This is a genomic window from Mesorhizobium sp. L103C105A0, assembly GCF_000502215.1.
Classification (GTDB): Bacteria; Pseudomonadota; Alphaproteobacteria; order Rhizobiales; family Rhizobiaceae; genus Mesorhizobium.
Map to the genome: position 1 here is coordinate 1,236,891 of NZ_AYXF01000002.1, position 23,904 is coordinate 1,260,794.

Genomic DNA, 23,904 nt, shown 5'->3' on the forward strand with positions numbered 1-23,904 from the left:
CGCCCGTTCGAACGATCGGCTTGTGATATCTCGCAACCCGCGCTACCGCAGAATTACTGTCGTAATTTTGTGGGTGGCTGCGAGACGATGCCAGAACTTACTGAGCAACAGATCAAGGAAGGTATCGCTGATCATTCGATCGCGGCCATCACGCTCGATACCAATGTATTCGACCGGTATGGGTGCAGCCTCGGATTTCCCGTGCTGCGCAAACTCGATCAGTTCCGCGGCAGCGATATCCATTTCGTCCTTTCTGATATCGTCAGCAACGAAGTTATCAATCATATCGCCACCGAGGCCGAGGAAACCGGGCGCCTTCTGAAGAAAGCCTTTAAGGACCACGGACGGCGGTGGGCGCTACCTGCTGTAGACCGTGTTCCTGCGCCCGGCCTGCGGCTTGACGATGAACCCCGCCAACTGGCTGCAACGCAGATGGCCAACTACATTGCATCAACGGGGTGTGAGGTGATCGCGCCGACCGGTATTAACGATGTCACGGCCCATGTCCTGCAGCGCTATTTCGCGAGCCAGAGCCCATTTGAATCAGCCCTCAAAAAGAAGAGTGAATTTCCGGACGCCTTCGCGCTTTGCTCGCTGGAATCCCACGCGCATCATGAGAACATTCGCATTCTTTGCATCAGTGCCGACAAAGGATGGCGTGACTTTTGCGCCGCTTCTGCGCACCTGGTTTGCGTCAATGATCTGGAGCGCGCGCTTTCTTACTTTAATGAAACGGGGGCAGCGTTTGCTGCGACCGTGGTCGGACTTCTTCGGCAAGGCGCTTCGCAGGAGCTCATCGATTCCGTTGGATCTGCACTCGAAAGCCGGCTTGACGATCGCGACTTTCATGCCGATGGCTGGTCCAGCGTTGAGTTCGAAACCGAGCCGCTTGGCGCGGTCGCTCAGCTGATCCGCTGGGATACCGCAACACCCCCTGTTGTCGTGGCCGCCGACGAGGATGTCGTTACATTTTCGACCCGGCTTGAGGCACGCGTGGCTTTCGAAGCGTCGTTCTCATTCTCAATCCGCGATGCGATCGATGAGGATTATGTACCGCTGGGCTCGGAGGAAGTGTCTACTGAAGAAGAAATCACCTTTGAGGTTGTGATCACCGTTGCCCGAAATATGGACCAAGGGCTCGACGTCGCTGAAGCCGACGTCGCGTTGAGCCAGGTGACGGTCAATTTTGGCACGGTGGAGCCCTTTCAGAGCGAAGATCCTACACACGAGAAATACTAAGCAGGGTGCGGCAGGAACCGAGCCACGCGGACGAACAACGGCAGCGTTCGGTTCATATAGCTACCGCATAGTCATCGGTCCGCAGCCTCATTTGTGCCTGCCACATCGAGGAGAGGAAGGCACCTTTTTGGAAACATAGGGCGGTTCCTCAATGATAGAATATCGGGGCGCATTTCTGCTCTTCTTGTCGATAGCCCGAATGTCCGCTTCTGGCCTAAGCCAAAGTTGCCTGAACGACTGAATTGAGGCGCATTGCCGCCCGGCAGCATTGGGCCGTTACGGTCTGGCAGCTTTGGGAAACGGGATCTAGGAAGCAGACTTGATAGCCCCACGATGCTATGCAGCGCCATGATCGAACGCCCCTTGGATCAGATCACGCTTGACGAAATCGAGGCGCTGGTGACTTTCCGGCGTAGCGAGAGCCGAACGCTGGATTTCAAGGAAAGCGCTCCCGGCAGGCGACCACAAGGGCGTCCGGGATTTCCTCGCCGATGTGACCGCGTTCGCAAATACCGATGGCGGCGATATCATCATCGGCGTGCGCGACGACAAGAACGGCGTCGCCGCCGAAGTGGTCGGGATCGGCCGGATCGGGCTTGACCACGAGTTGAGGCGCATCGACGATCAGTTACGCACGCTCGTTGATCCCCGTGTCCCGCAGTTCGCGCTTCGGGAACTAACGCGGCCCGACGGCACGGTCGTACTCGTGATGCGCGTCTGCGCCAGCCTCGTCGCCCCCCATAGGGTCACATACGACAAGAGCAGCCGCTTCCTCCGGCGCGCTAACAGGAGCAATTTCGACATGAGCACGACCGAGCTCAGGCAAGCCTTCGCCGCATCTCAAGATTTCCCGAACCGCGTCCGGGATCTCCACCGCAAAGCGGTCGAGGCGATTACAGGCAAGGACATGCCGAGACGCATCGTCGATCGGCCAACGCTCATCCTGACCATCGCGCCGCTGTCTGTGCTTCGCGAGGCGCGGGATATCTCTGTCTCACGGGACTATGCCGTCCTTCCGCTAGAGCCCATGGGCGGCATCCACTACATGGTTGGGCTAGACGGACTGATCGTCCATGTCGATGTCGATCAGGAGCAGGGCGCGCGCCTGGTCGGTCAATCACGGGATCGGCTATGTCGACCTTGCCTGGGCGATTGGCCGCGAGGTTGATGGGAAGAAGATCATCTGGCCAAAGTATGTCGTTGATCACCTGCTTGGCGCAGTGGTGAGCTTGATCGCGAGACTGCGGCCTCATGGGATCGAAGGACCGTGAATTGTTATGGCGACGATGACGAGGATCAAGGACTACCGTTTGATCCTCGGCGACGGCTATTCTGTCGGGCCCGCCTGGCAGGATCCGGCCTATCTTAGTGAGGTCGTTGACGACGCGATGGCGGAAGGCGCGCTGCAGCCCCTCACCGAAGGATTCTGGCGCCTATTCGGCGTCGACCAGCCATCAAAGCTCTAACGGTAGATCGGAAGGCTCGGATGGACGCGCGCTATTTCCTGAAAAGCCGCACGGCGTTCGTCCACTTCTTCTATTCGGAGAGCGCAAAGGCCTTCGTCGATGTGCAACATCGCATCGAGAACCAGCTCCCACCGTTCGACAATCCGCCCTATAGCGAGGACGGCGAGCCCGCCTTCCTTGAGGAATGGATGGATGCCGACACAGTGCTGGAGGTGCTCGGCCTCGCCTGCATCTCGATGCTGTCCGACGCGCTGAAGCTCTATTTCAACACGCTAGCGAACCGCGTGATTGGCTTTTCGTTCCAGAACAAGAAGGCTGCGTTCCGTGGCGGTTTCGCGCCGGCCTATTTCGAGGCGTTGGGCGAGATTCTCGATACCGATTGGAGCGATTGTCCCGCCGATCGCGCGCTGATCGAGCAGATCGCTCTACCTCGCAAATCGCGGCCAGCATGGCGAGGATCTGACGTCATTCCTGGTGACCCATGACAAGGCGACGCTCGATAAGCATCCACGACCATTCTTGTCAGCGACATAGAGCTGTCGGCGCTCACCTCTCTGAAGAAGGTTCGCTCGCATCGTTGTTGATGCCGACGATCAAGATCAGTTCGACCGGGCTGGAAAAGGCGATCGATGAGGTCAACGTGCTTGCCGAATGGATCGAGGGGGGATCGACCACGCCCATGACTGGCGGCGCGCAGCGGCTTCGCTGCGCATTATTCCGCACCCTTTGCGTCCGATACCGAGCGGCACGGGCTGGCCGGTCAGGTGTTTGATGTCCGATTCGGTGACACCCGCGCCCGAAAACTGTCAGGTCGCTTCCGGCCCATTGCTGCCAGGCAGCAAAGCGCCGATCCAAGTCGTTCCCGCCACCTTCCCGCGACGCTAAAGCGCTCACTGGCCCGCGAACAAAGGCTTCAGCTTTGTGGCTTGCTGTGTTGGCGCATGCGTTTCGGGTCCCGCCAACGTGTAGCCGATTGGGTAGCGCAGCTAGCCCGGTTCGGCCAGGATTCGGGCACGCGAACCCTCGGCCCAGGCCACCTCGATCGCCAGCCGGGCCTTGCGAACATAGAAATCCGGTACGTCATGCTGCGTCCCGCGCGGCCGCGCGATCGTCCGGGTGATTACGCGCTCGTGCACTGCGTGCTGCCCATCGGGAGCATCGATTTCGCAAGTACGCGAGAAGACTTGAAACTTGCCTTTTCGAGCGCACGGGTCGTCGCAAACGAGAAGCTGGTCCTGCCAAGCCGGTGGTTGCGCAATTAGGTACGGCGCCAATATTTTATCAATGCTCTAATCGATTATAGTTGTGAAGAGCAGTTTCGGCCATTTACTTGCCGCTCAAGTCCCGCATAAAAGAAGACAGCACCGATTCGGTAGCTTGTCCCTGTCTTTCGCGTACTCGCGGTTCGTGGTGCCGAGTGGACGATTGAAGACCGCCAGCCCGCTCACCAGCAGGTCTGCACTGGCGCCTTGGGGGCCGTTGGTAAGCCACAGGAGTAGGGCAATGTCGAAGGATTCGGGCAAGGGCGAAAATCACGGCGGCGGCCCCGGGAAGATCGAGATCACGGTGGTGGTGAACGGGCAGCCCACCCAGGTCGAAGCCAATCCCAACCAGCCGCTTCACGTCGTTCGCACCAAAGCACTTGAGAATACGCAGAACGTCGCCCAACCGGCCGAGAATTGGGAATTCAAGGATGAGGCCGGCACCTTGCTCGACGTCGACAAAGAAGTTGGCGATTTCGGTTTCGCGACCCCTGTGACCCTGTTCCTCAGCCTGAAGGCGGGTGTCGCAGGTGCCTGAACTCCAAACTGTGGACCCTGGGGTGTCCCGAGCGAAGTTCGATCGGCAGATCGGCTGGTTCCAAACACAAGCAGGTATTTACCGGGCTCAGGGTTGTTTCCTGATCGAGGCGAGCTTCCCGACGGCCTTCTTCATCTTCGCACCGCCGAAGATAAAGCCACAGATCATCGGTGCAGCTGTCGAGATCGACTTCTCCAATTACGACCTCCGACCTCCGTCGGTGGTCTTCGTCGACCCCTTTATACGCCGGCCGATTGCCCGGAAAGATTTGCTGCTTAGGATGCTGAGACGACCGCATCTACCCGGAACCCCACCGGATATGATTTTGGTCCTCATGCAGCAGAACGCTCTGTCGCTGTCGGACTTCATCCAGGCCAACAGTGCGGAACACACGCCATTCCTGTGCATGGCAGGCGTCCGGGAATACCACGACAATCCAGCCCATTCAGGTGATTCATGGCTTCTCCACCGGGGTTCTGGCGAAGGCTGTTTGGCCTTCATCCTGGACAAGATCATCAAGTACGGGACCGGTCCCGTGGAGCAGCTTCAGTATCAGTTCCAAATCTCAGTGGGAGCCATGATAGCCCCCCTACCCGCCATTCCAGAATGACCGAGCTCAAGGATGTCGGGACAGTCGCTCTTCCCCGAGACTGTCTTTCAAGTGTCCAGGCGCACCTGCGCTCAGTTGGGCGACAGGGCCATGAGGGGATGGCGCTCTGGGTCGGCGTTCAGCAAGACCAACACTTTGGCGTAACAGAGACCGTTATCCCGGCACAGCGTCACATTCGGACGGGCGACGGCGTTTGCGTGATAGTTCCGGCCGAAGAACTACACCGGCTCAATGTCTGGCTCTACAAGAGCAGCCTTAAACTCTTCGCCCAGATCCATAGCCATCCGGGCCGAGCCTACCATTCGACGACCGACGACGCCTACGCGGTCGCTACCACGGTTGGGTGTCTGTCGCTGGTGGTGCCCAATTTCGCCCGCGAGCCTTTCGATCTTGCTCGGGTCGCCGCCTATCGACTTGACGCGAAGGCGAACTGGAATGAGGTCCCATCCGCGGCACTCAGGCGGATGATCACGATAACGGGTTGAACGATGGCACTCGCTAACTTCATCGACCGCGCCGCCACGGCAGCTTCTCAGGTGCTGGCCGACTTTCATCTATGCGACTTCAAAGCAGCCCTCGAAAAGCAGGTCGTGGCTGTGGCCTTCGACAGCCAAGCCGCTTCGTGTGCCGAGGGCCAGGCGACGCTTGACCTTACGGTCAGGTTGCTTGCCAGACTGTATCCGGTTCTGGCCATACTCCCCCTGGATATCGCCGCGAGCTCTCAAGCCCAAGCGCTCGAGCGCTTGGCAAAGTCGATCAATCCAAAAATCAGCATCCGGCGTTCCGGCAAGTTTGCGACGGTCTGTGTAGCTGCAGGCGCGGTGCGCCCATCACTTCGGTGCCCAACGTTTTTCATGGGATCGCAGGGTTGGGCGGCAAAGCTGTCGCGTACGGACCCGGTGGGCTCTGGCTCGAGCTTGCTGCCCTATGGAGCTGGCGCCGCAAGCTGCTTCGCCGCGGCCAACGTCTTTCGAACCATCTTTGCTTCCCAGCTGACCGGCGCCGAGCTGGACGAGAACATCGGCCTCTCTTTATGCACCTACAACAAGAGCAACGCCGGCGATTCCGGCCCCTTAAACTTCCCTGTCGACCTTGGCGAAACGCACCTCGTTGGGCTCGGCGCGATAGGCCATGGCTCGCTATGGGCGCTGGCGAGGCAATCCGGTCTGTCGGGGCGCCTGCATGTAGTTGATCACGAAGCTATCGAACTCTCAAACCTGCAGCGCTACGTGTTGGCAGGTCAGGCGGAGGTCGGCCTCTCTAAGGCGGCCCTCGCAACCAACGCCCTTCGGTCCACCGCCCTTGAAGTCGAGGCGCACCCTATGAAGTGGGCAGAATATGTTGCGCGCCGGGGCGACTGGGTATTCGACCGAGTGGGTGTGGCGCTTGACACCGCCGCCGACCGTCTAGCTGTCCAAGGTGCTCTGCCCCGATGGATCGCGAACGCCTGGACTCAGGAGCAAGATCTAGGCATCTCGCGGCATGGTTTCGATGACGGCCAGGCTTGCCTTTGCTGCATGTACATGCCGACCGGGAAATCCAAGGACGAACACCAACTGGTCGCGGAGGAACTCGGAATGCCGGAAGCACACGAGGAGGTAAAAACGCTCCTGCAGACCAATACCGGAGTCCCCAATGAGTTCGTAGCTCGGGTGGCTACGGCGATGGCTGTGCCGTTTGAGCCGCTCGCCGCGTTTGTTGGTCAGCCCCTCCGTTCCTTTTATCAGCAGGTTATCTGCGGCGGTCTGGTGTTCCAGCTTAGCGATGGAAGTCGTCTCGTTCGAACCGTGGTTCCGATGGCCTTTCAATCAGCGCTTGCCGGGATCATGCTTGCCGCAGACCTGGTCAAGCATAGTGCGGGTTTTCCGATGAGTCCGACGACCAGCACTCGCGTGAATCTACTGCGCCGCCTTGGTTCTCACCTCCATGATCCGAAAGCCAAAGATTCCAGCGGCCGCTGCATCTGCAGCGATGAGGATTTCGTTGCCGCCTACAGGCTGAAATACGGCTGTGCCGTTGAACAGCTGAGCAACTGGTCCGCCTGAGAAAGATCTGAAGTCTTCGTTACCGCGGACGGCGCGCTGTCAAGCGCTCACCGACGTTTTCGACCACGATCGAGTGCCTGGAGAGCGCGGGGCGGATTATGACACGCTCGGCCCGCTGCTTGCCAATGTCAGGCCCAGAACCCACGACAGAGATCCTTGAGGGACGGCTCGCCGTTAACGTTTTTTGTACTGTTATCTACGTTCGACCATATTCGTCGTCGAAGCGAACGATATCATCCTCGGCGAGATAATCGCCGCTCTGCACTTCAATGATCACCAGGTCAATTCTGCCTGGGTTCTCGAGCCGATGCTTATGGCCGCAGGGGATGTAAGTAGATTCGTTTGTCCCCAGGAACAACTCCTGCTCGCCATTGACGATTTTAGCGGAGCCGCTGACCACGACCCAGTGCTCCGAACGATGATAGTGCATCTGCAGGCTCAACTGGCGACCGGGCTTCACCTCGATGCGTTTGATCTTGAAGCGCTCGCCTTCCTCCAGAACCGTATAGGAACCCCAGGGCCGGTGTACCGTGCTATGGACCAGATGAGCTTCATGTCCCGAAGCCTTGAGGCCCTCGAAGAGCTTCTTAACGTCCTGAACGCGGTCGCGGGATGTGACAAGCAAAGCGTCCGGGGAATCCACGATCACCAGATCGCTTACGCCCACCGTGCCGATGACGCGCTTGTCGGAGCTCACATAGGTGCCGGTCGTGTCGACCATGTGCACATCGCCGTGTATCCTGTTCCCGCTTTCGTCGGGGGCGATCAAATCGGCCATTGCGTTCCAAGATCCGATGTCGCTCCAATCCATGTCGCAGGGAATCACGGCAAGTTTGTTAGTTTTCTCCATGACAGCGTGGTCGAGCGAGATCCGCGGCGCGGAACCGAAATGCTCAAGCGCGAGTTCGATTTTGGCAAAGCCTTGGCATTGACTGGCGCGGCCGTTCTCGTAGCTGTCGGCGACGGCCTGGAGCACCTCGGGACAATGCAAAACCATCTCGTCGAGCATGGTTTGCGCACTGAAGCAGAAGATGCCGGCGTTCCAGAAGAAGCGTTGAGACGCGACATAGGCTTTGGCTGTATCCAGATCCGGTTTTTCAACGAAACGGACGACGTTCTCACCATCTGCTTCGATGTAGCCGAATGCCGTGTCCGGTCTGGTTGGGGTGATGCCCAATGTGGCGATCCGCCCGAGCTTCGCATGTTCCATGGCCAGGCCCATGACGTCTAGAAACGCAGGCAGGTTGCTAATCAGGTGATCGGCCGGGAAAACGCACAGGATCGCGTCAGGGCCTTGCGTTGCCCTCGCATGGATCGCGGCTGCAGCCACGGCGGCGGCCGTATCCCGAGCTTCGGGCTCGAGCAGAAAGGTGCGTGGCAGGACCACGGAATCCAGTTCGTCAAATTCGTCCTTGGTCAGGAAGAGGTGTTCCCCGGATGTCACAGCGACGAGTTCCACGACACCTTCTATCGAAGCGGCGCGCAGCACAGTGTGCTGAATGAGAGAATATCCATCCGCTACTTTGAGGAAAGGTTTGGGGTGCGATTGCCTTGAGGCGGGCCATAGCCGCGATCCGGCTCCGCCGCTGATGATCACGGGAATGACTTTCATAACCAACCTCAATCTCGTCTCTGGAGTGATCGCCCGCGTTGTTTCGAGCGTCAGCGTCACGATCGCCGTCGCTCTGGCTTGTCTGCGGCCCCGCGTAACAGCGAAGTTCTGGTGCGTTGCAGGCGGCGTCAGATGACGACGCTAAATGCGCATTCAACTATGCCTGTTGGTTGCCTCTGCCGAATTGCGCAGGTGGCGGGTCTTAACTGAGATCAGAGACTTGGCTGTCTTCTATCAAAGTCAAACGACTTGGCTCCTTCAGATCGAATTCAATTACCCGTGGTGCGAATAGACGTGCATATCGTGTAAAGGCGCTCGTCGGGGGAAACCGAATTACGGTATCGCAGCGCCCGAGAAGATACATCTCAACGAGGGCGGAAATTCCGCCGTCAATCCCGAGTGCTGCAGTGTGTAAGGGGCCACCTTGATTGGATCCGAAGTGCTTCGGGACAGTGAGCAGATCGGGAAACCTGGCCGACAGAAGATCCAGTATCCGCGCGCTGTCCGTGCATAAGAACAGCCGCACAGGCCTGGGGTGCGGTAACGCCTTAGCCTTGTCAATTGCAGCGCACACTTGCCGAACGGCGAGCTCCGGATCGGCCCAGTAGGGCGCATGCTCCATGATGTCTTCACCGTTACCGTGCCGAACATGAATCCCGATGATGCTGTGCCCCTCAAAACATTCCTGATAAATGGCATCTATGCGGCCTTGAATTTCTGGCCGAGGCTGGACACTCTGGAACACCTGCCGCTCTGCATCCTCATCGCACCGCCACATCAGACAAGCGTCACACACTACTGTGTTCGCTTCGACATCGTGTTCGGCCTGAAAGAGCTCGCCCAACTCATCGCGCTCTTGGAAAATCTGCTCATCTGGCCGGTAAAGGCACTCGATCGCCGGCCTGTTCCACCACTCCGGGAAGAATGGACCAGGGAAGGAAACGTCGTTGACCCGGTCGTCGGAAATAGCCGGCACCCCAGCGATGTCATTGATCGGCTGGAAGAACACCGGAAACGCATTTGTGAAGGGTTGGTCGAGGTAGCAGGCCCCCCGCCAGTCGATGGCTAGAGTTCGTCCCGACCGCTGCGCGTAGCGCCAAGCGGCCGCCAACGACCACAGACAATCACCGAACCCCGTACGCCTCCGAGAGACGACGAACCGGCGCTTTTCCAATCCACTAACATGCATTTTCGGAAATCTCGTTTCGGAGAGGAGGTTGCATCCGGTTTGGAATCCTTAGTCGACATAGTAGACCCTGACGCCGGGCCCTTGGCAGAGGCCGGGCCATAGGGCAGAAGAGCTCACTCAGCACTGCCCACTAATCCCGTGACGCTCGCAAAGCTTGAAGCCGATGCCCTCGCTTAGGGTTGCCCTCGCTTCCGGTTCAGCCTTCTCTACTGGGCCTCCGCCGCATATGTAAAATCTATTGAGTGGATGCCGGCCATCCATGTGTTGGATGCCATGATGAAGGGGCTCGGCTGACGCGGGCCCGGTCAATAGAGCCGAAACAGCCGGAAACGCTACGACACTGCCTGCCGAAGCAAATCATTCCGTCGACGCCGTACGCCAAGGGTGCAAGGCTGCATACAGCAACCGGTACCGGGCGAGATGAGGTCGACGGCTCGACGCGCCTGGAACCAGCTGATCGACAGAATCCGCAGTCGGCTCCCAAAGTTCTGCACGACCTGTGCCGGATGCTGTGGTGACGCTCGCGGCCACGAACTTTGTCCTCGCCCCGAACGGAAGCTCGCGCTACGACTCCGGGCCGGCGATGCGCCCCCGCTGCTCGCTCAGACCATCCATTCTGTGGATGCACTTTATCCAAACAATCGATTTCACGGATCCAAACAATTCCCATTAGAAGACGCTGAAGCAAGAAAGAAAGGCGTCCTCACTCGCTGATAGAAGAGCAAATCAGCTGCAAGGTGCTGGGAGTACATGTCGCTCAGGGCGTGAGCTGAGCGGCACTCAGACCGCATGTACGAGTCCGACAGGTTAGCGGCGCGACTCTATTTTTGCTCGTGACTCTAAGCAGAGCAGGTGTGCTCGGCTGGCGGACAGTCAATGACGATCTTCGCGCCGCATCTGTCGAAGTGCTCCATGGGGCACGGGGCGGGCCGCACATTGTGTCGGCGTGGCGAGCCGGAGCCGAAACTTTAAACTTTAATTGAGCAGGAATAGAATGGGTGATAGCAGGAAAGTTGCTCTTATTACGGGCATAACTGGACAGGATGGTGCCTATCTTGCCCGTCTTCTTCTCAAAAAAGACTACATCGTTCATGGGATTAAGCGACGTTCCTCTTCCTTCAACACCGGTCGTATCGAAGACCTCTACCAAGACCCGCACGAATCCGATCCGCGCTTAATCTTGCATTACGGTGATCTCACTGATTCGACTAACCTCATCCGCGTGGTTCAGGAATCTCAGCCAGACGAAATTTACAACTTGGCTGCTCAGAGCCATGTCCAGGTGTCGTTCGAAACACCTGAGTACACAGCAAACGCGGACGGTATCGGTACATTGCGACTTCTTGAGGCGATTCGCCTCCTCGGTCTGACGGACAAGACCCGCTTCTATCAAGCCTCGACGTCAGAGCTATACGGCCTCGTGCAGTCCGTACCGCAGAACGAAACGACGCCCTTTTATCCGCGCAGCCCTTACGCCGCCGCCAAGCTCTACGCCTACTGGATGGTCGTCAATTATCGTGAGGGCTATGGTATGCACGCTTCCAACGGCATTCTTTTTAATCACGAAAGCCCCCTCCGTGGCGAAACTTTTGTGACGCGCAAGATCACCCGCGCTGCCGCTGCTATTTACCTGGGCAAGCAGGACAAGCTTTATCTCGGCAATCTCGATGCTCAACGCGATTGGGGCCATGCGCGTGAGTACGTGCGAGGTATGTGGATGATGATGCAGCAGGATCAACCGGATGATTACGTGCTGGCTACGGGCAAAACGACTCCTGTCCGCCAATTCGTCGAGTGGGCTTTCGAAGATGTCGGCGTCGAGATCGAATGGCGGGGCAAGGGTGTCGACGAAAAGGGCTATGATCTAGCGAGCGGCAGATGCCTAGTCCAAGTGGACCCACGCTACTTCCGCCCCACGGAAGTCGATCTTCTCCTGGGTGACGCTACCAAGGCGAAGGAGAAGCTCGGCTGGGTGCATGAGATATCCGTGCGCGACCTTGCTGCGGAAATGGTCCGCGAAGACCTGAAGGTCATGCAGACATCTGTAGTCATGAAGGAAGCGTAATGTATGATCTGAACGGAAAAACCGTGTGGGTCGCTGGCCACAAAGGTATGGTGGGCAGCGCTGTTGTACGCCGACTCGCGTCTGAAGACTGCAAAGTTGTGGCCGCCCCTCGCGGAGAGCTAGATCTCAAGCGACAGACTGAGGTTGAAAACTTCGTGGCAGTGATGAAACCGGACGCTATCATTATGGCGGCGGCAAAGGTAGGTGGTATTCTCGCGAACGCCACCTATCCGGTCGACTTTCTTTACGACAATCTGATGATCGAGGCCAATATCTTCGCGGCAGCCCACGAAAACAATGTCGACCGCGTCCTCTTCCTCGGCTCGTCTTGCATCTATCCGAAGATGGCACCACAGCCCATTCCTGAAAGCGCGCTTTTGACCGGGCCACTAGAGCGCACCAACGAATGCTACGCCGTCGCCAAGATCACCGGCATCAAAATGGCTCAAGCCTATCGCCAGCAATATGGCCGCGACTACATCTCCGCTATGCCGACGAATCTCTACGGGCCAGGCGACAATTATGACTTGCAGTCAAGCCACGTCATCCCAGCGCTGATCCGGAAAGCGCATGAAGCTAAGCTCATAAGTGATAAGCGAATCACCATCTGGGGCACGGGCACACCACGTCGGGAATTCATGCACGTCGACGACTGCGCCGACGCATTAGTCTTCCTTCTGAAGAACTACTCTGACCATGATCACGTCAATCTCGGCTGCGGACAGGACATCACGATCCTAGAGCTGACCAGAATGATCTGCCGTGTAGTCGGATTTACTGGGGAGATCGCGCATGATCACTCTAGACCTGACGGTACACCGCGAAAGCTGATGAGCGTCGACAAGCTGCGCACTTTGGGATGGGCAGCAAAGATCACTCTCATGGAAGGCATCGAGAGTGTCTATCATGCATTTCTGAACGGGAGCTACACCGAACGGCGATAGATAAGAGGATTTGCTGTACGCGCTTTCGGGACCCAGAGCTAATGTAGACTGAGACAATCACTCGATGGCGATAGCGCTCATGTGAGCCAGCCGCGAGGAGCCCTGCCGGGCCCGGACCCCATCCGCTCCAACTCGTCGCCGTGAAGGTCACGGTGCGCTGCCCACGCCGACGCCGACTGCGTCAATCCTCACAAGGGTAACCCTCGATAACCGAGCGCCTCTACGGTAACCGAATGTACTTCTTGTTCTCGTCCGAGGGATCTGTCGATGGGCATTCCGGACGAGCCAAAGTTTGAGCATGTTACCCTCAAAACCCGGTTAGCAACGTCGGATTTGGTATGAAATTCGGAACAAGTGGATTACGGGGCCTGGCGACAGAATTGGCAGGAGCCGCCTCTGCCCTATATGCAACGGCATTCGCGACATTCCTGCTGGAATCCGGCCTGGCCAGAATTGGCGACGAGATACTCATAGGGCGCGACTTTCGCGCCTCGAGTCCGGCCATCGCCGCCGTCTGTGCGGCGGCACTGTCTGCGCTCGGCTTCATCGTAGTCGATTGCGGCGCCGTCCCCACCCCTGCCCTGGCACTGTATGCTCAGGCGCGTAAGAGTGGTTGTTTGATGATCACAGGCTCGCACATTCCGGCCGACCGTAATGGAATAAAATTCTATCGACCCGACGGTGAGATCGACAAGGGTGATGAGCGGGAGATAACGCGCATCGCCTTGCAGTTGGAGAAGCGCGGATACGTCCTTGAAGGTGCTGTTGCACGCCGGCAGCACCGGGAGGCCGAATGCAAGGCCTTTTTCATGGCGCGCAATCGAAAGCTTATGGAGATTAATGCTCTAAAGGGCTTAACGGTGGGCGTATATCAGCACAGCACAGTCGCGCGCGATCTCTTGGTTGACATTCTCTCATATCACTGTGCGACGGTCGTAACCCTGGGACGTTCGGAAGGTTTCATTCCTGTCGACACTGAAGCGGTCTCGGACGAGACTGCTCAACAGTTCAAGCTCTGGGCCAAAGAGCATCGGCTTGATGCGGTCGTCTCGGCAGATGGCGATGGTGACCGCCCACTGGTAGCTGACGACCACGGAGACCCCCTTCGCGGTGATTTGTTAGGCCTGATTACGGCGAACTTCCTGCAAGCGAAGGCAGTCGTCACGCCGGTCACATCAAACTCTGGTATCGAGACCGCAGGTTCTTTTAAAGTCGTGCGTACCAAGGTTGGATCGCCATTTGTTATTGCTGCCATGCTCGATTTGGTTGCGTCGGGTCACGAGCGCGTGGTTGGTTTCGAAGCAAACGGTGGTTTGTTGACCGGCACGGACTTTGACCCGAACGGAACTAAACTGCCAGCGCTACCTACACGCGACAGTTTTCTCCCCATCCTTGCGGCACTTTCCCTTGTTAATACAAGTGGGCAGCCACTGTCGGAGATTGGCAGTTCCTTTCAATTGCCAGCGGCGGTTGCGGATCGCTTGGAAAATTTTTCCGTCGAAAGCAGCACTCGCCTCATGACATACCTTCGTACAGCGGAAACTAACATCGCCGCCTTCGTCGGGTCGATTGGAGTGGTAAGCAAGGTTAGCGATGTTGACGGGCTTCGTATCACTCTCGCGGATAAGCGTGTCTTGCATTTGCGTCCATCCGGAAATGCCCCGGAAATGCGGTGCTACGTCGAAGCCGAAAATCGGGAGGACGCGGAGCTTTTGCTCCGGACTGGATTGGATCGAATTCGTAATTGGACGCAAGGCTAAATAAAAGCCGCCTCCCTGCGTATTCCAGGTGACCCTGGGGGTCGCACGAGCTACTCTAGCGCGATCAGAACGTCCACAGTGTCCCTGGCAGCTGTCCGCTTTGAAGCGAACCGGAACGCCCGTGGAAATGGCCGGGCGGTGGACGTGAGCCGATCCGTACCGGCCCGAAGCGTCCGGTAGCTCATGGTCAAGGCAGCGCCTTCCGGTAGCGAACAGCCGGTCCCGCACTCACCGCCTGTGCCGCATGTACGATGGCGTTGGTGTCCAGGCCGTGGTGACGGTAGAGGTCCGCAATAGTCCCCGTCTGGCCGAAATGCTCGACCCCGAGCGCCTTCACGCGATGCCCGTTAACCCCACCGAGCCACGCGAGCGTCGCCGGGTGGCCGTCGATCACGGTGACGATGCCGCAGTCACGCGATAGCGGCGCGAGCAGCCGCTCGATATGACTCAGGGCGCCAATCGCGCCACGCTGCCGGGCTCGTTCCGCCGCCTGCCAGCCCGCATTAAGCCGGTCCGCGGAGGTGATCGCGAGCAGCCCGACATCGCGCCGGTCCTCCGCCAGAAGACCCGTCGCGGCAATCGCCTCCGGCGCGACAACGCCTTGGTAAGCAATGACGACACTCGCGTTCGGCCCGGGCGGACGCAGCCAATAGGCGCCGTTGACGATGTCCCGCGCGAGCGCCGGTTTCATGTCGCGCAGCGGCTGCTCGAGCGGCCGGGTTGACAGGCGAAGATAGACCGATCCTCCGGTCTGATCACGCAGCCACGTCATCTCATCCGGATCCCCCTCGCCATTACGTTGCATGTAATCGAAGGCAAAGCGCATGATCACGGACAGTTCGTCGACGAAGGCCGGTTCGAAGGCGCAAAGCCCATCCTGCGCCATGCCGATCAATGGGGTTCCGATCGACTGGTGTGCCCCGCCCTCGGGCGCCAGCGTCACGCCCGAGGGCGTTGCGACCAGCATGAAGCGCGCATCCTGATAGCAGGCGTAGTTTAGCTGGTCGGCCGATCGGTAGATGAAGGGATCATAGACTGTCCCGATCGGCAGTAGGCGCACGCCATTAATCGAGTGCGAGAGACCGAGCGCCCCGAGCATGATCATCAGGTTCGACTCGGCGATCCCGAGCTCGAGGTGCTGCCCCTTCGGCCCAAATTCCCAGGTAAAGGTCGACGGAATGCGTTCGGCCTTGAAGGTGTCCGCCATGGTCTCCCGGGCGAAAAGGCCGCGCCGGTTAACCCAGCCACCGAGATTGGTCGAGACCGTCACATCGGGCGAGGTGGTGACAATGCGGTCGGCAAGCAGACTGCGCTCTCGTGCGATGTCGTTCAGGATCTGGCCGAAGCCCATCTGGGTCGAGAGCGGTTTGCCGGGCTGCCCCGGTGACGGAAGGGTTTCGGGCACCGGCACCGACGGCGCAGACAGCCTCCTACGGCCCTCACTGAAGAACGGCGCCCTTGCGAAGAAGGCGTCAAGTTCCGCTTCCGGCAAGTTGGCGGCCGCCCATTTGTCCCACTCCTCACCCCGCTTTACGCCCATCTGCAGGCGGTAGTCTTCCATCTGCGTGGGCGTCATCTGCCCCGCGTGGTTGTCCTTGTGTCCGGCAAGCGGCAGACCGTAGCCCTTGATGGTGTAACAGATGAAGCAGACGGGACGGTCATGCCTGGACGCCGCCTCGAAGGCTTCGAGGAGGCTCGGCATGTCATGCCCGCCAAGGTTCGTCATCAACGCCTGCAACTCGTCGTCGGAGCGGCGTTCTATCAGAGTGGTTACCCGCCCTTGGTCTCCGATCTCGTCGAGCAGCCGCTTGCGCCAGGCAGCACCCCCTTGGAAGGTCAGCGCCGAATAGAGCTGGTTCGGACAGCGCTCTATCCACTCGAGCAGCTTCTCGCCCCCCGGCTCGGCAAAGGCAGCCTCTTGCAGAGCGCCGTGGCGCAGGACCATCACGTCCCAGCCGAAGTTGCGAAAAATCTGCTCGAACCGCTGCCAGAGGCCCTCCCGGATCACGGCGTCGAGCGACTGGCGATTGTAGTCGACCACCCACCAGCAGTTCCTGAGCCCGTGCTTCCAGCCTTCGATCAGGGCCTCGTAGATGTTGCCCTCATCCATCTCGGCGTCGCCGATCAGGCTGACCATTCGGCCCTCGGAACGCTCCTTCATCCAGCCGTGACCCGAGACGTAGTCCTGCACCAGTGACGAGAACAGCGTCTGAGCAACGCCGAGACCCACCGACCCGGTCGAGAAGTCGACATCGTCGACATCCTTCGTCCGCGAAGGATAGCTCTGCGCGCCCTTGTAGCCGCGGAAGTTCATGAGCTTTTCGTGAGTCTGGTTGCCCGCCAGATACTGAAGTGCATGGAAGATCGGCGCCGCATGGGGTTTGACCGCCACCCGATCCTGCGGGCGTAGGACCGAACCGTAGAGCGCGGTCATGATGGTGCTCAGCGACGCGGACGAGGCCTGATGCCCCCCGACCTTGATCTCATCGCCCTCGCGGACGTGGTTGGCGTGGTGGATCGTCCAGGCTGCGAGCCAGGAGACGCAGCGCTCGATCTCGTTCAGATATTCCAGTTTCCTCGTCATTCAGTTTCCCGCAAATCAGCTGCCGGTCTCACAGGACCCCCGCCCAAATGGTCAAAGATCGAGTTTCAACAAACCTGTCGCGCGCGACACGCAGGGGATGAAGCGGTGGCCGCGTGCCTCCTTGGACAGGACGGCATCCCGATGGATCGGCTGTCCCGCCAGCATTGCGCATTCGCAGGTCCCGCACACCCCATTCTCACACGAGGCCATCAACGGCACACCGGCCCCGCGCAGGGCCGCGAGCGCCGTGGTCTGCGCCGAAACCTCGACCATCCTGCCCTCACCCAGTTCTATGACGAATGGTTCCGGTGGCGCGCCATCAAACTCGGGAGGCTGGAAAGTTTCGAAATGAACAGTACCCTCGGGCCAGTGTTCGGCCGCGCGCCCCACAACCGCCATGAAGCCAGGCGGCCCGCAATAGTAAACCTGAGCCTCGGCCGAACGGTTCGCCAGCAGCGCGGCGATGTCCTGCCGGGTCTGAGGCTCGTCGTCGAAATGAATCCGCACATTGCCGCCGGGAAGATCGCGCCCGATCGCCGCCAAGAGTGGCGTGAGCGCCCGGCTGCGGGTGAAATAGTGCAACTCAAAGGGCTTGGCCTGCCGGGTGAGCGCGCGCGCCATGGCCAGAATCGGGGTGATCCCGATTCCCCCTGCCAGCAGCAAAGTCGGCCCCTCGCCTGGCTTGAGCGCAAAATGGTTGCGTGGCGCGGAGACAGGCAGTGTGGAGCCGACGGCAATGGTTTCGTGGATCCACGCCGAGCCGCCACGGCCGTCATTCTCGCGCTTCACCGCGATGGTGTAGCGGCCCAGCTCGGTCGGGTCGCCGCAAAGTGAATACTGACGCACCTTCCCTTCAGGCAGATGGACGTCGACGTGAGAACCCGCTTCGAACGCCGGCAGCACAGGTTTGCGTGGGTGTTTCAGGTCGATGACCAGCACGTCGCCCGGCTCCTTGCGGACGGCGGTCACGGTCAGCTTCATGATAATACGCGGCGAGGCCATGGCGTTTCACTCGTCGATGGGCAAGATCAGATCACCAGGGCGGATCACGCCCCCGACGTCGATTGTGCAGTTCAGGCCGGAGCGGTTCAGAAGCCCCTCGTAGAGACCCGAAAGCCCGAGCAACTCCTCGATATACTTGCACGGCACATTCATCCGGGCGGCCCTGAGAATCGTTTCCCCGACCCGGAAGCGTTTGCCGACAAGATGGCTAAGCGGAACGCCTCGTGTCGTCAGATTGCGCCGGTGATCCTCGGGTGCGAGCTTGGCCTTGAAGCCCGGAATTCTGGGTTCGCCCTGCGCGATGGCGTCCAAGACTTCAGCTTCGATCAGCGTCACTTCGCGAACGTCAGGACGCGCGGAATAGGTCCCCGTCCCCAGGTAGTAGCGGTCTCCGACAATGCCTTGGCCGGCAATAAGCTGCGCCTGCGCCAGCTCCTCCATTTCATAGGAGGCAGCGGGCGCGATATGGACGTGAAGCAGCTTTCCTCGCCAGGTCATCATCGCTCTCGGAAACCGTCTCGTGGAACCTGCTGCAAAACTGGCCTGATCAACAGCGCCAGTTGCATGGCATTTTCCCGGTCCAGTTGGCTGTCTGTAAAGAAATACGAGGAGTCTCGGACCGTTTTCAGCGCCAGCTTTCGACGTCGCCCCGTCTCAGTTGTTCCGCGCCGGCATCGCGTCTTGCACCTGCTTGACAACCTCTCGCAGGACCTCAACGCCCTTCCCGATCTGCCGAATGCTCAAGGCGGCATAGCCCATGACAAGTCCGACGCGATCGGTGCGGCCTTCGTCCGATGGCCGTTTGTAGAGCGGCGAGATCAAGTGTAGCCCCAGGCCAGCGTCGCGGGCGGATTCGACCAAGGCCGTTTCCCGCGATCGTGGCAGGTCATTGAACCAAACCGCGACGTGCAGTCCCGCATCAGCTCCCTGGACAGTGATGCGATCCCCGAAGCTGTGCTGCAAGGCACCCAACAACGTTTCCCGACGCTCGCCGTTCAGCCTGCGCACACGACGCACATGGCTTTCGTAGCCGCCGCTCTCGATCAACGATGCCAGCGCTTCCTGTTCAGCGACCGGCGAATGCCGGTCTGCGAATTGTTTGGCGGTTGCGAAGACCTCCTGCAATTCGGGCGGGAGGACGAGGTAGCCGATGCGCAGCATCGGCGAGAGCGTTTTGGAGATCGTGCCGAGATAGATGACAGCCCCGTGGTCCTCGAGACTGTGCAGCGGAGGGACCGGATTGATGTCGTAGCGATATTCGCTGTCGTAGTCGTCCTCGATCACATAGGCGTTGTTGTGCCGCGCCCATTCCAGAAGCTGATGGCGGCGCGCGATCGGCATGACGCCGCCCAGCGGAAACTGATGCGACGGCGTCACATAAGCCAGTCGTGCTCCGATCCCCGCCAGCAACTCGGTCCTCATCCCGTCTTCGTCGACGATGACCGGGATGGGTGAAGCACCCGTACTGGCAAAGACCTGACGCGCCATCCTGTAGCACGGGTCCTCGATGACGAAGCGGTCGGCGGGATCGAGAAGCAGGCGCGCGCACAGATCAAGGCCCTGCTGCGAACCGCTGACGATGACGATCTGGTCGAGGTCGCAGCTCAGGGTCCGGGCGCGCCAGAGATATCCCTGAAGCGCCTGGCGGAGCCGGCGCGAGCCGCGAGGATCGTCATAGGCAAGACGCAGCGGGCGCTGCCCCATCGCCTCGTTCATCGCGCGTTTCCAGACCAATGATGGGAAATCCGACGGTGCCAGGTCCCCATAGCGGAACTCGACCTTCAGCCCAGTCGGCAGATAATCTGGCCAGGGTGACGTCGCGCGCAGCCGCTCGCCATATGCGGACAGGTGGATTGGGCCGACCCGTTTCGCGTGAGTGCGGCCCGTCTCATGGCCGATCAACGAAGACGCAACGCGAGGTCGCGCGCCTTGACGGGCTTCGATGAAACCCTCCGCAGCCAGTTGCTCATAGGCGACCGTCACCGTGGTTCGCGAAACGCCGAGGTCATTTGCCAGGGCCCGGGAGGATGGCAACTGACTGCCGGTTTCGTAGACGCCGCCGAGGATTTGCTCGCGAAGGGCTTCGTAGATCTGGCGTGCACCCATCGCATGCGAGCGCGCTGCAGACCCGGCACTTGAAGACTGGACCATCTCTTTCATCGCCAACTGGATATTTCACATTGGCCAGGTTGCCGTCAATCTTTCGGAACCCCAAGAAAGATCGCAGAGGCCGAATGACCAGCTCCCTTCAATCCGAAACCGATACTCCCACGGGGTCGCTCAACCGCACCAGCCCCGGATTTGCCACCCGGGCGATCCATCATGGCTACGATCCGGCCGGCTTTTCCAATGCCGTCCAGCCGCCAGTGTTCCTGACGTCAACCTATGGGTTCGAAAGCGTGGCAGCAAACGATGCCGCCGCCGCCCTTGGTGGACGGCTCTATGCGCGCGAATACAATCCCACGACCGAGATCCTCGAGCAGCGGCTCGCGATTCTGGAAGGAGCCGAGGCGGGGCTGGTTGTTGCCTCAGGGATGGCGGCCTTCGGCACTCTGATCCTGTCGCTGCTGTCCCAGGGCGATGAACTCATCGTCCACAAGACGCTTTATGCGAACACGCTTGCCATGGTCGAACAGGCGGTCCCCCGCTTCGGCATCAAGGTGGTCGCGGTCGATCTGTCAAATCCCCAAAATCTCGATGCTGCGATCACCGAGCGGACGCGGCTGGTTTTCTTCGAGACGCCGGTGAATCCGCTGAGCCGCATCCTCGACATAGCGGCAATTGCCGAGCGCGCTCACGCGCGCGGTGTAAGGGTTGCAGTCGACAGCACCTTCGCCTCGCCCGCGCTCCAGCGACCGCTTGAGCACGGGGCGGACATCGTGCTCCATTCGCTGACCAAGTACATCAATGGTCATGGCGATGCCCTTGGTGGGGCGCTTCTCGGCGACGCCCAAACGCTCCGTACGCTACATGAAACGGGCCTGCGCTACATCACCGGCGCAGCGCTCTCGCCGATGTCAGCTTTCCTGATCCTGCGCGGTCTCAAGACGCTGACGCTGCGTATGGAACGGCACAGCGCCACGGCCCTTGCGGTGGCTCGGGCGCTGGAAGCGCACCCGGCGGTGGCATTTGTGAGTTATCCGTTCCTGGACTCGCACCCTGATCAGGTGACGGCGCGAAAACAGATGTCCAACGGATCGGGCATGTTGGCCTTTGGCCTCCACGCTGGATACGAAGGCGCGCGCCGGATGATGGACCGGCTCAACCTGATCATTCGCGCCGTCAGCCTCGGCGATGCCGACAGCCTCATCTATCATCCAGCAAGCCTCACCCGTGCTCGGCAGCCGATCCGCAAGGATGCCCATTTGGCCGATGGAGTGGGCGAGGACCTCATGCGTCTCTCGGTGGGGCTTGAAGACGCTGATGATCTGATCGCCGATCTGCGGCGGGCTTTGGACGTCTTGTAATGACCTGGCATGCGGTCACCTCTGCGCTCACACATAGATCTGGAGCCTTGCCATGGCATTCCTGAGCGGTCTTTCCGCGTTCCCCATCACCCCAACCAATCGTGACGGCCGCGTCGATAGCGTTGCCCTGCGCAGGCTGATTGCTCGGCTTGGCATCGCTCAGGTCGATTCCATTGGTCTTCTCGGCAGCACCGGCACATACATCTATCTGTCGCGCGAGCAACGGCGGCGGGCGCTCTCCGAGACCTTGGACCAAACGGCGGGGCAAATGCCGGTCGTGGTGGGTGTGGGCGCGCTGCGCACCGATGAAGCCGTGGGGCTCGCGCAAGACGCCAAGGCCCTTGGAGCAGCTGCGGGTTTGCTTGCCGCCGCATCCTACACCCCGCTTACTGATGACGAGGTGCTAGAACATTTCTCCACTGTGGCGCGCGAAAGTGGCCTGCCGATCGTCGTCTACGACAATCCAGGAACGACGCATTTCCATTTCAGTCCACCCCTTGTCAGCCGCCTGGCAAAGGTGGCTGGGATTGTCGCCATCAAGAATCCGACAGACAAAAGCGATGCGATCAAGAACCACCTGACCGCCCAGAGGCGCACACTGCCGGAAGGGTTCTCGATTGGCTACAGCGGCGACTGGAACGCCGCCGAGGCCATGATCGCCGGGGCCGACACATGGTACAGCGTCCTCGCGGGCATCCTGCCCGAGGTCTGCATGACGATCGTCACAGCGGCGCAACAGGGGGATGCGGCCGAAGCGCGACGGATCAATGCCGCGCTGGTCCCGATCTGGAGCCTCTTCAAGGAGTTCTCGAGCCTTCGCGTCGTCTATGCACTCGCTGAATTGCTCGACATTTGTGCCGACCCCCCGCGTCCCATCCTGCCTCTGCCCCCAGCAGCGAAGCGCCAGATCGCCGCCGCGTTGAAAGGTTTGCCATCGGATGCCAGCCGGTGAACAGCAAACCTCGTTCGGCAAGTGAAAGGAAGTGTCATGTATTTACCCGCTCATTTCGAGAACTGATCGAAAACAACGCACTCGGCGTGCTGATAGCCATGGCTTGAGCGGTCTCGACGCCAATAACACCCCCCTTCGAACTCAACAATCGACTGCGGAGGTACAGACTGCGCAGGCACTCCGCCCATGCCGCACCGTTCCCCTTCAAACTAGGAATCGGTGGTTTATCCATTGGGATGGCATCGAGCCGGCGCTTTACTTTCCGGCCCGGTGCGCGCATTGAAGCCAGTGCCAATGCCGCCGGCGAACACCATACTTCCGTCCTCGACATTCGCCAGAGCACGCTTCCCGACCGCCGTAACTGTTGCCGGGTTCGCAGCCGATGACGATGAACTCACCACTCAGCACGCATTTTGTCTCACCCATTCTTAGCGCCGGCCGGATGGATATGGACTGACACGAAGCTTGGAGACGGTGCCCTCGAGGCCGAACTGGCAGACTTGCGCGAGAATGTCGCTGCCGCCGCTGATCTCGTCGCTCAGAACGATGCCGTTTGGCGGCGTTTCAGCAGGTTAACTAGCGCTTTGCGTCGATCAACGAGTGGCCGATCGCGAACACCCGCGCCGTCGATCTTGAGCAGGTCGAAGCCGGCAAGCATGGTCCTGACGTCTCCCGCCGCGGCCAAGAGCCCGCTGAAGACTGGGAATGCGCGACAAGCCTTCTGGTCAACGACGAACGCCTCACCGTCTATTATAGCGTCCGAGGCGCCGAGCTCGGCCACCGCCCGGGACGATAGTCGGAAACCTGAGGGTCCAGTCGTGGAGGTTGCGGGTCGAGGTAGGCCCCCATCGATAGTCGTCCCATTTCATTTCGTGTAGCCAATCAGGGCCCTGCCGGACGCGGCCGACCAGCGGTCGATGTTCGCGACGACCCGAATGTCCAGTCTCGTGTAACCCAGCCTAAGCGGCCTGTCCGCCCAAAAAATGACATTCAGTTGCCTCCAGCCTTTCGACACGACCCACTTCACGATCTCGTAACTCGCCAAACTAGCGGCTTGTTGCTTGAGCTGCGCGTTCCTACGGTGTGGTCGCTAGGCCCAGCAACAAGAGCTCGGTTGCCAGGCGGGCGGAGGCTCAACGAGATAGCCAGCTCAGGACAAGGAGAGCAAG

Annotated in this window: 21 protein-coding genes; 13 read left to right on the plus strand and 8 right to left on the minus strand. The window is 59.7% G+C overall.

Annotated features, from left to right (window positions below; genetic code table 11):
* Positions 1-87: 87 nt before the first annotated feature.
* The 4 genes from X727_RS154150 (at position 88) to X727_RS01000000164550 (ending at position 3,190) form a co-directional block, all read left to right on the plus strand.
* Positions 88-1,239 carry a PIN domain-containing protein gene (locus tag X727_RS154150; protein ID WP_023727908.1) on the plus strand — a complete coding sequence of 384 codons (1,152 nt, stop codon included), beginning with the start codon at positions 88-90 and terminating at the stop codon, positions 1,237-1,239.
* Between the two features lie 433 nt (positions 1,240-1,672).
* Positions 1,673-2,407 (plus strand): ATP-binding protein, encoded by a 735-nt coding sequence (locus X727_RS154145; protein WP_081726080.1) that lies wholly within the window; start codon positions 1,673-1,675, stop codon positions 2,405-2,407.
* Between the two features lie 109 nt (positions 2,408-2,516).
* A complete protein-coding gene (locus X727_RS154140; protein WP_023727906.1) occupies positions 2,517-2,705 on the plus strand; it encodes a hypothetical protein in 189 nt (62 codons plus the stop codon).
* A gap of 20 nt (positions 2,706-2,725) precedes the next feature.
* Entirely contained in the window at positions 2,726-3,190 is a 465-nt protein-coding gene (locus tag X727_RS01000000164550) for a hypothetical protein (RefSeq protein ID WP_023727905.1), read from the plus strand.
* A gap of 61 nt (positions 3,191-3,251) precedes the next feature.
* Here X727_RS01000000164550 and X727_RS1000000169585 read toward each other — a convergent pair whose 3' ends face one another.
* Together X727_RS1000000169585 and X727_RS1000000167865 are read right to left on the minus strand one after the other, a co-directional pair.
* Positions 3,252-3,386: a hypothetical protein gene (locus tag X727_RS1000000169585; protein ID WP_023727904.1), complete on the minus strand. Its 135-nt coding sequence runs from the start codon at positions 3,384-3,386 to the stop codon at positions 3,252-3,254.
* A 305-nt stretch (positions 3,387-3,691) separates the two neighbouring features.
* A complete protein-coding gene (locus tag X727_RS1000000167865) occupies positions 3,692-3,841 on the minus strand; it encodes a hypothetical protein (RefSeq protein ID WP_023727903.1) in 150 nt (49 codons plus the stop codon).
* A 367-nt stretch (positions 3,842-4,208) separates the two neighbouring features.
* Between X727_RS1000000167865 and X727_RS154135 the strand changes: the two genes are divergently transcribed.
* The 4 genes from X727_RS154135 to X727_RS154120 all read left to right on the plus strand — a co-directional run bounded on the left by X727_RS154135 (position 4,209) and on the right by X727_RS154120 (position 7,160).
* A complete protein-coding gene (locus X727_RS154135) occupies positions 4,209-4,505 on the plus strand; it encodes a DUF2604 domain-containing protein (RefSeq protein WP_023727902.1) in 297 nt (98 codons plus the stop codon).
* A gap of 22 nt (positions 4,506-4,527) precedes the next feature.
* The gene (locus tag X727_RS154130; protein WP_245274146.1) at positions 4,528-5,115 is read left to right on the plus strand and encodes a putative metal-binding protein; all 588 of its coding nucleotides are present in this window, start codon (positions 4,528-4,530) and stop codon (positions 5,113-5,115) included.
* Between the two features lie 98 nt (positions 5,116-5,213).
* Positions 5,214-5,600, plus strand: a complete 387-nt coding sequence (locus tag X727_RS154125; RefSeq protein ID WP_245261414.1) for a hypothetical protein — start codon at positions 5,214-5,216, stop codon at positions 5,598-5,600.
* A gap of 3 nt (positions 5,601-5,603) precedes the next feature.
* On the plus strand, positions 5,604-7,160 hold the full coding sequence (locus tag X727_RS154120; RefSeq protein WP_023834071.1) for an E2 ligase fold family C protein: 1,557 nt from the start codon (positions 5,604-5,606) through the stop codon (positions 7,158-7,160).
* Positions 7,161-7,356: 196 nt separating this feature from the next.
* Here the strand turns inward: X727_RS154120 and X727_RS154115 are convergent, their stop codons facing one another.
* A complete protein-coding gene (locus X727_RS154115) occupies positions 7,357-8,772 on the minus strand; it encodes a mannose-1-phosphate guanylyltransferase/mannose-6-phosphate isomerase (protein WP_023834072.1) in 1,416 nt (471 codons plus the stop codon).
* 202 nt (positions 8,773-8,974) lie between these two features.
* Complete coding sequence (locus X727_RS154110; protein WP_023834073.1) at positions 8,975-9,961, minus strand: nodulation protein NodZ; 987 nt, start codon at positions 9,959-9,961, stop codon at positions 8,975-8,977.
* Between the two features lie 994 nt (positions 9,962-10,955).
* On the opposite strand from X727_RS154110, the gene gmd reads away from it, so the two are divergent.
* From gmd to X727_RS154095, 3 genes are all read left to right on the plus strand, one after another.
* Positions 10,956-12,026, plus strand: a complete 1,071-nt coding sequence (gene gmd, locus X727_RS154105) for a GDP-mannose 4,6-dehydratase (protein WP_023672397.1) — start codon at positions 10,956-10,958, stop codon at positions 12,024-12,026.
* A complete protein-coding gene (locus X727_RS154100) occupies positions 12,026-12,970 on the plus strand; it encodes a GDP-L-fucose synthase (protein WP_023672396.1) in 945 nt (314 codons plus the stop codon). The genes gmd and X727_RS154100 overlap by 1 nt, the downstream gene beginning before the upstream one ends.
* A gap of 338 nt (positions 12,971-13,308) precedes the next feature.
* Positions 13,309-14,730, plus strand: coding sequence for a phosphomannomutase (locus tag X727_RS154095; protein WP_023746211.1), 1,422 nt, complete (start codon positions 13,309-13,311; stop codon positions 14,728-14,730).
* Between the two features lie 187 nt (positions 14,731-14,917).
* Here X727_RS154095 and X727_RS154090 read toward each other — a convergent pair whose 3' ends face one another.
* From X727_RS154090 to X727_RS154075, 4 genes are all read right to left on the minus strand, one after another.
* Positions 14,918-17,314 (minus strand): transketolase, encoded by a 2,397-nt coding sequence (locus X727_RS154090; RefSeq protein ID WP_023672394.1) that lies wholly within the window; start codon positions 17,312-17,314, stop codon positions 14,918-14,920.
* A 51-nt stretch (positions 17,315-17,365) separates the two neighbouring features.
* On the minus strand, positions 17,366-18,316 hold the full coding sequence (locus tag X727_RS154085; RefSeq protein WP_023672393.1) for a PDR/VanB family oxidoreductase: 951 nt from the start codon (positions 18,314-18,316) through the stop codon (positions 17,366-17,368).
* Between the two features lie 6 nt (positions 18,317-18,322).
* Positions 18,323-18,814, minus strand: a complete 492-nt coding sequence (locus X727_RS154080; RefSeq protein WP_023711837.1) for an MOSC domain-containing protein — start codon at positions 18,812-18,814, stop codon at positions 18,323-18,325.
* 156 nt (positions 18,815-18,970) lie between these two features.
* Positions 18,971-20,476, minus strand: coding sequence for a PLP-dependent aminotransferase family protein (locus X727_RS154075; protein ID WP_032888641.1), 1,506 nt, complete (start codon positions 20,474-20,476; stop codon positions 18,971-18,973).
* Between the two features lie 74 nt (positions 20,477-20,550).
* Here X727_RS154075 and X727_RS154070 point away from each other — a divergent pair, with 74 nt between their 5' ends.
* Positions 20,551-21,783, plus strand: coding sequence for a PLP-dependent aspartate aminotransferase family protein (locus tag X727_RS154070; protein WP_023750580.1), 1,233 nt, complete (start codon positions 20,551-20,553; stop codon positions 21,781-21,783).
* Positions 21,784-21,835: 52 nt separating this feature from the next.
* On the plus strand, positions 21,836-22,735 hold the full coding sequence (locus X727_RS154065) for a dihydrodipicolinate synthase family protein (protein WP_023747238.1): 900 nt from the start codon (positions 21,836-21,838) through the stop codon (positions 22,733-22,735).
* Positions 22,736-23,904 lie beyond the last annotated feature (1,169 nt).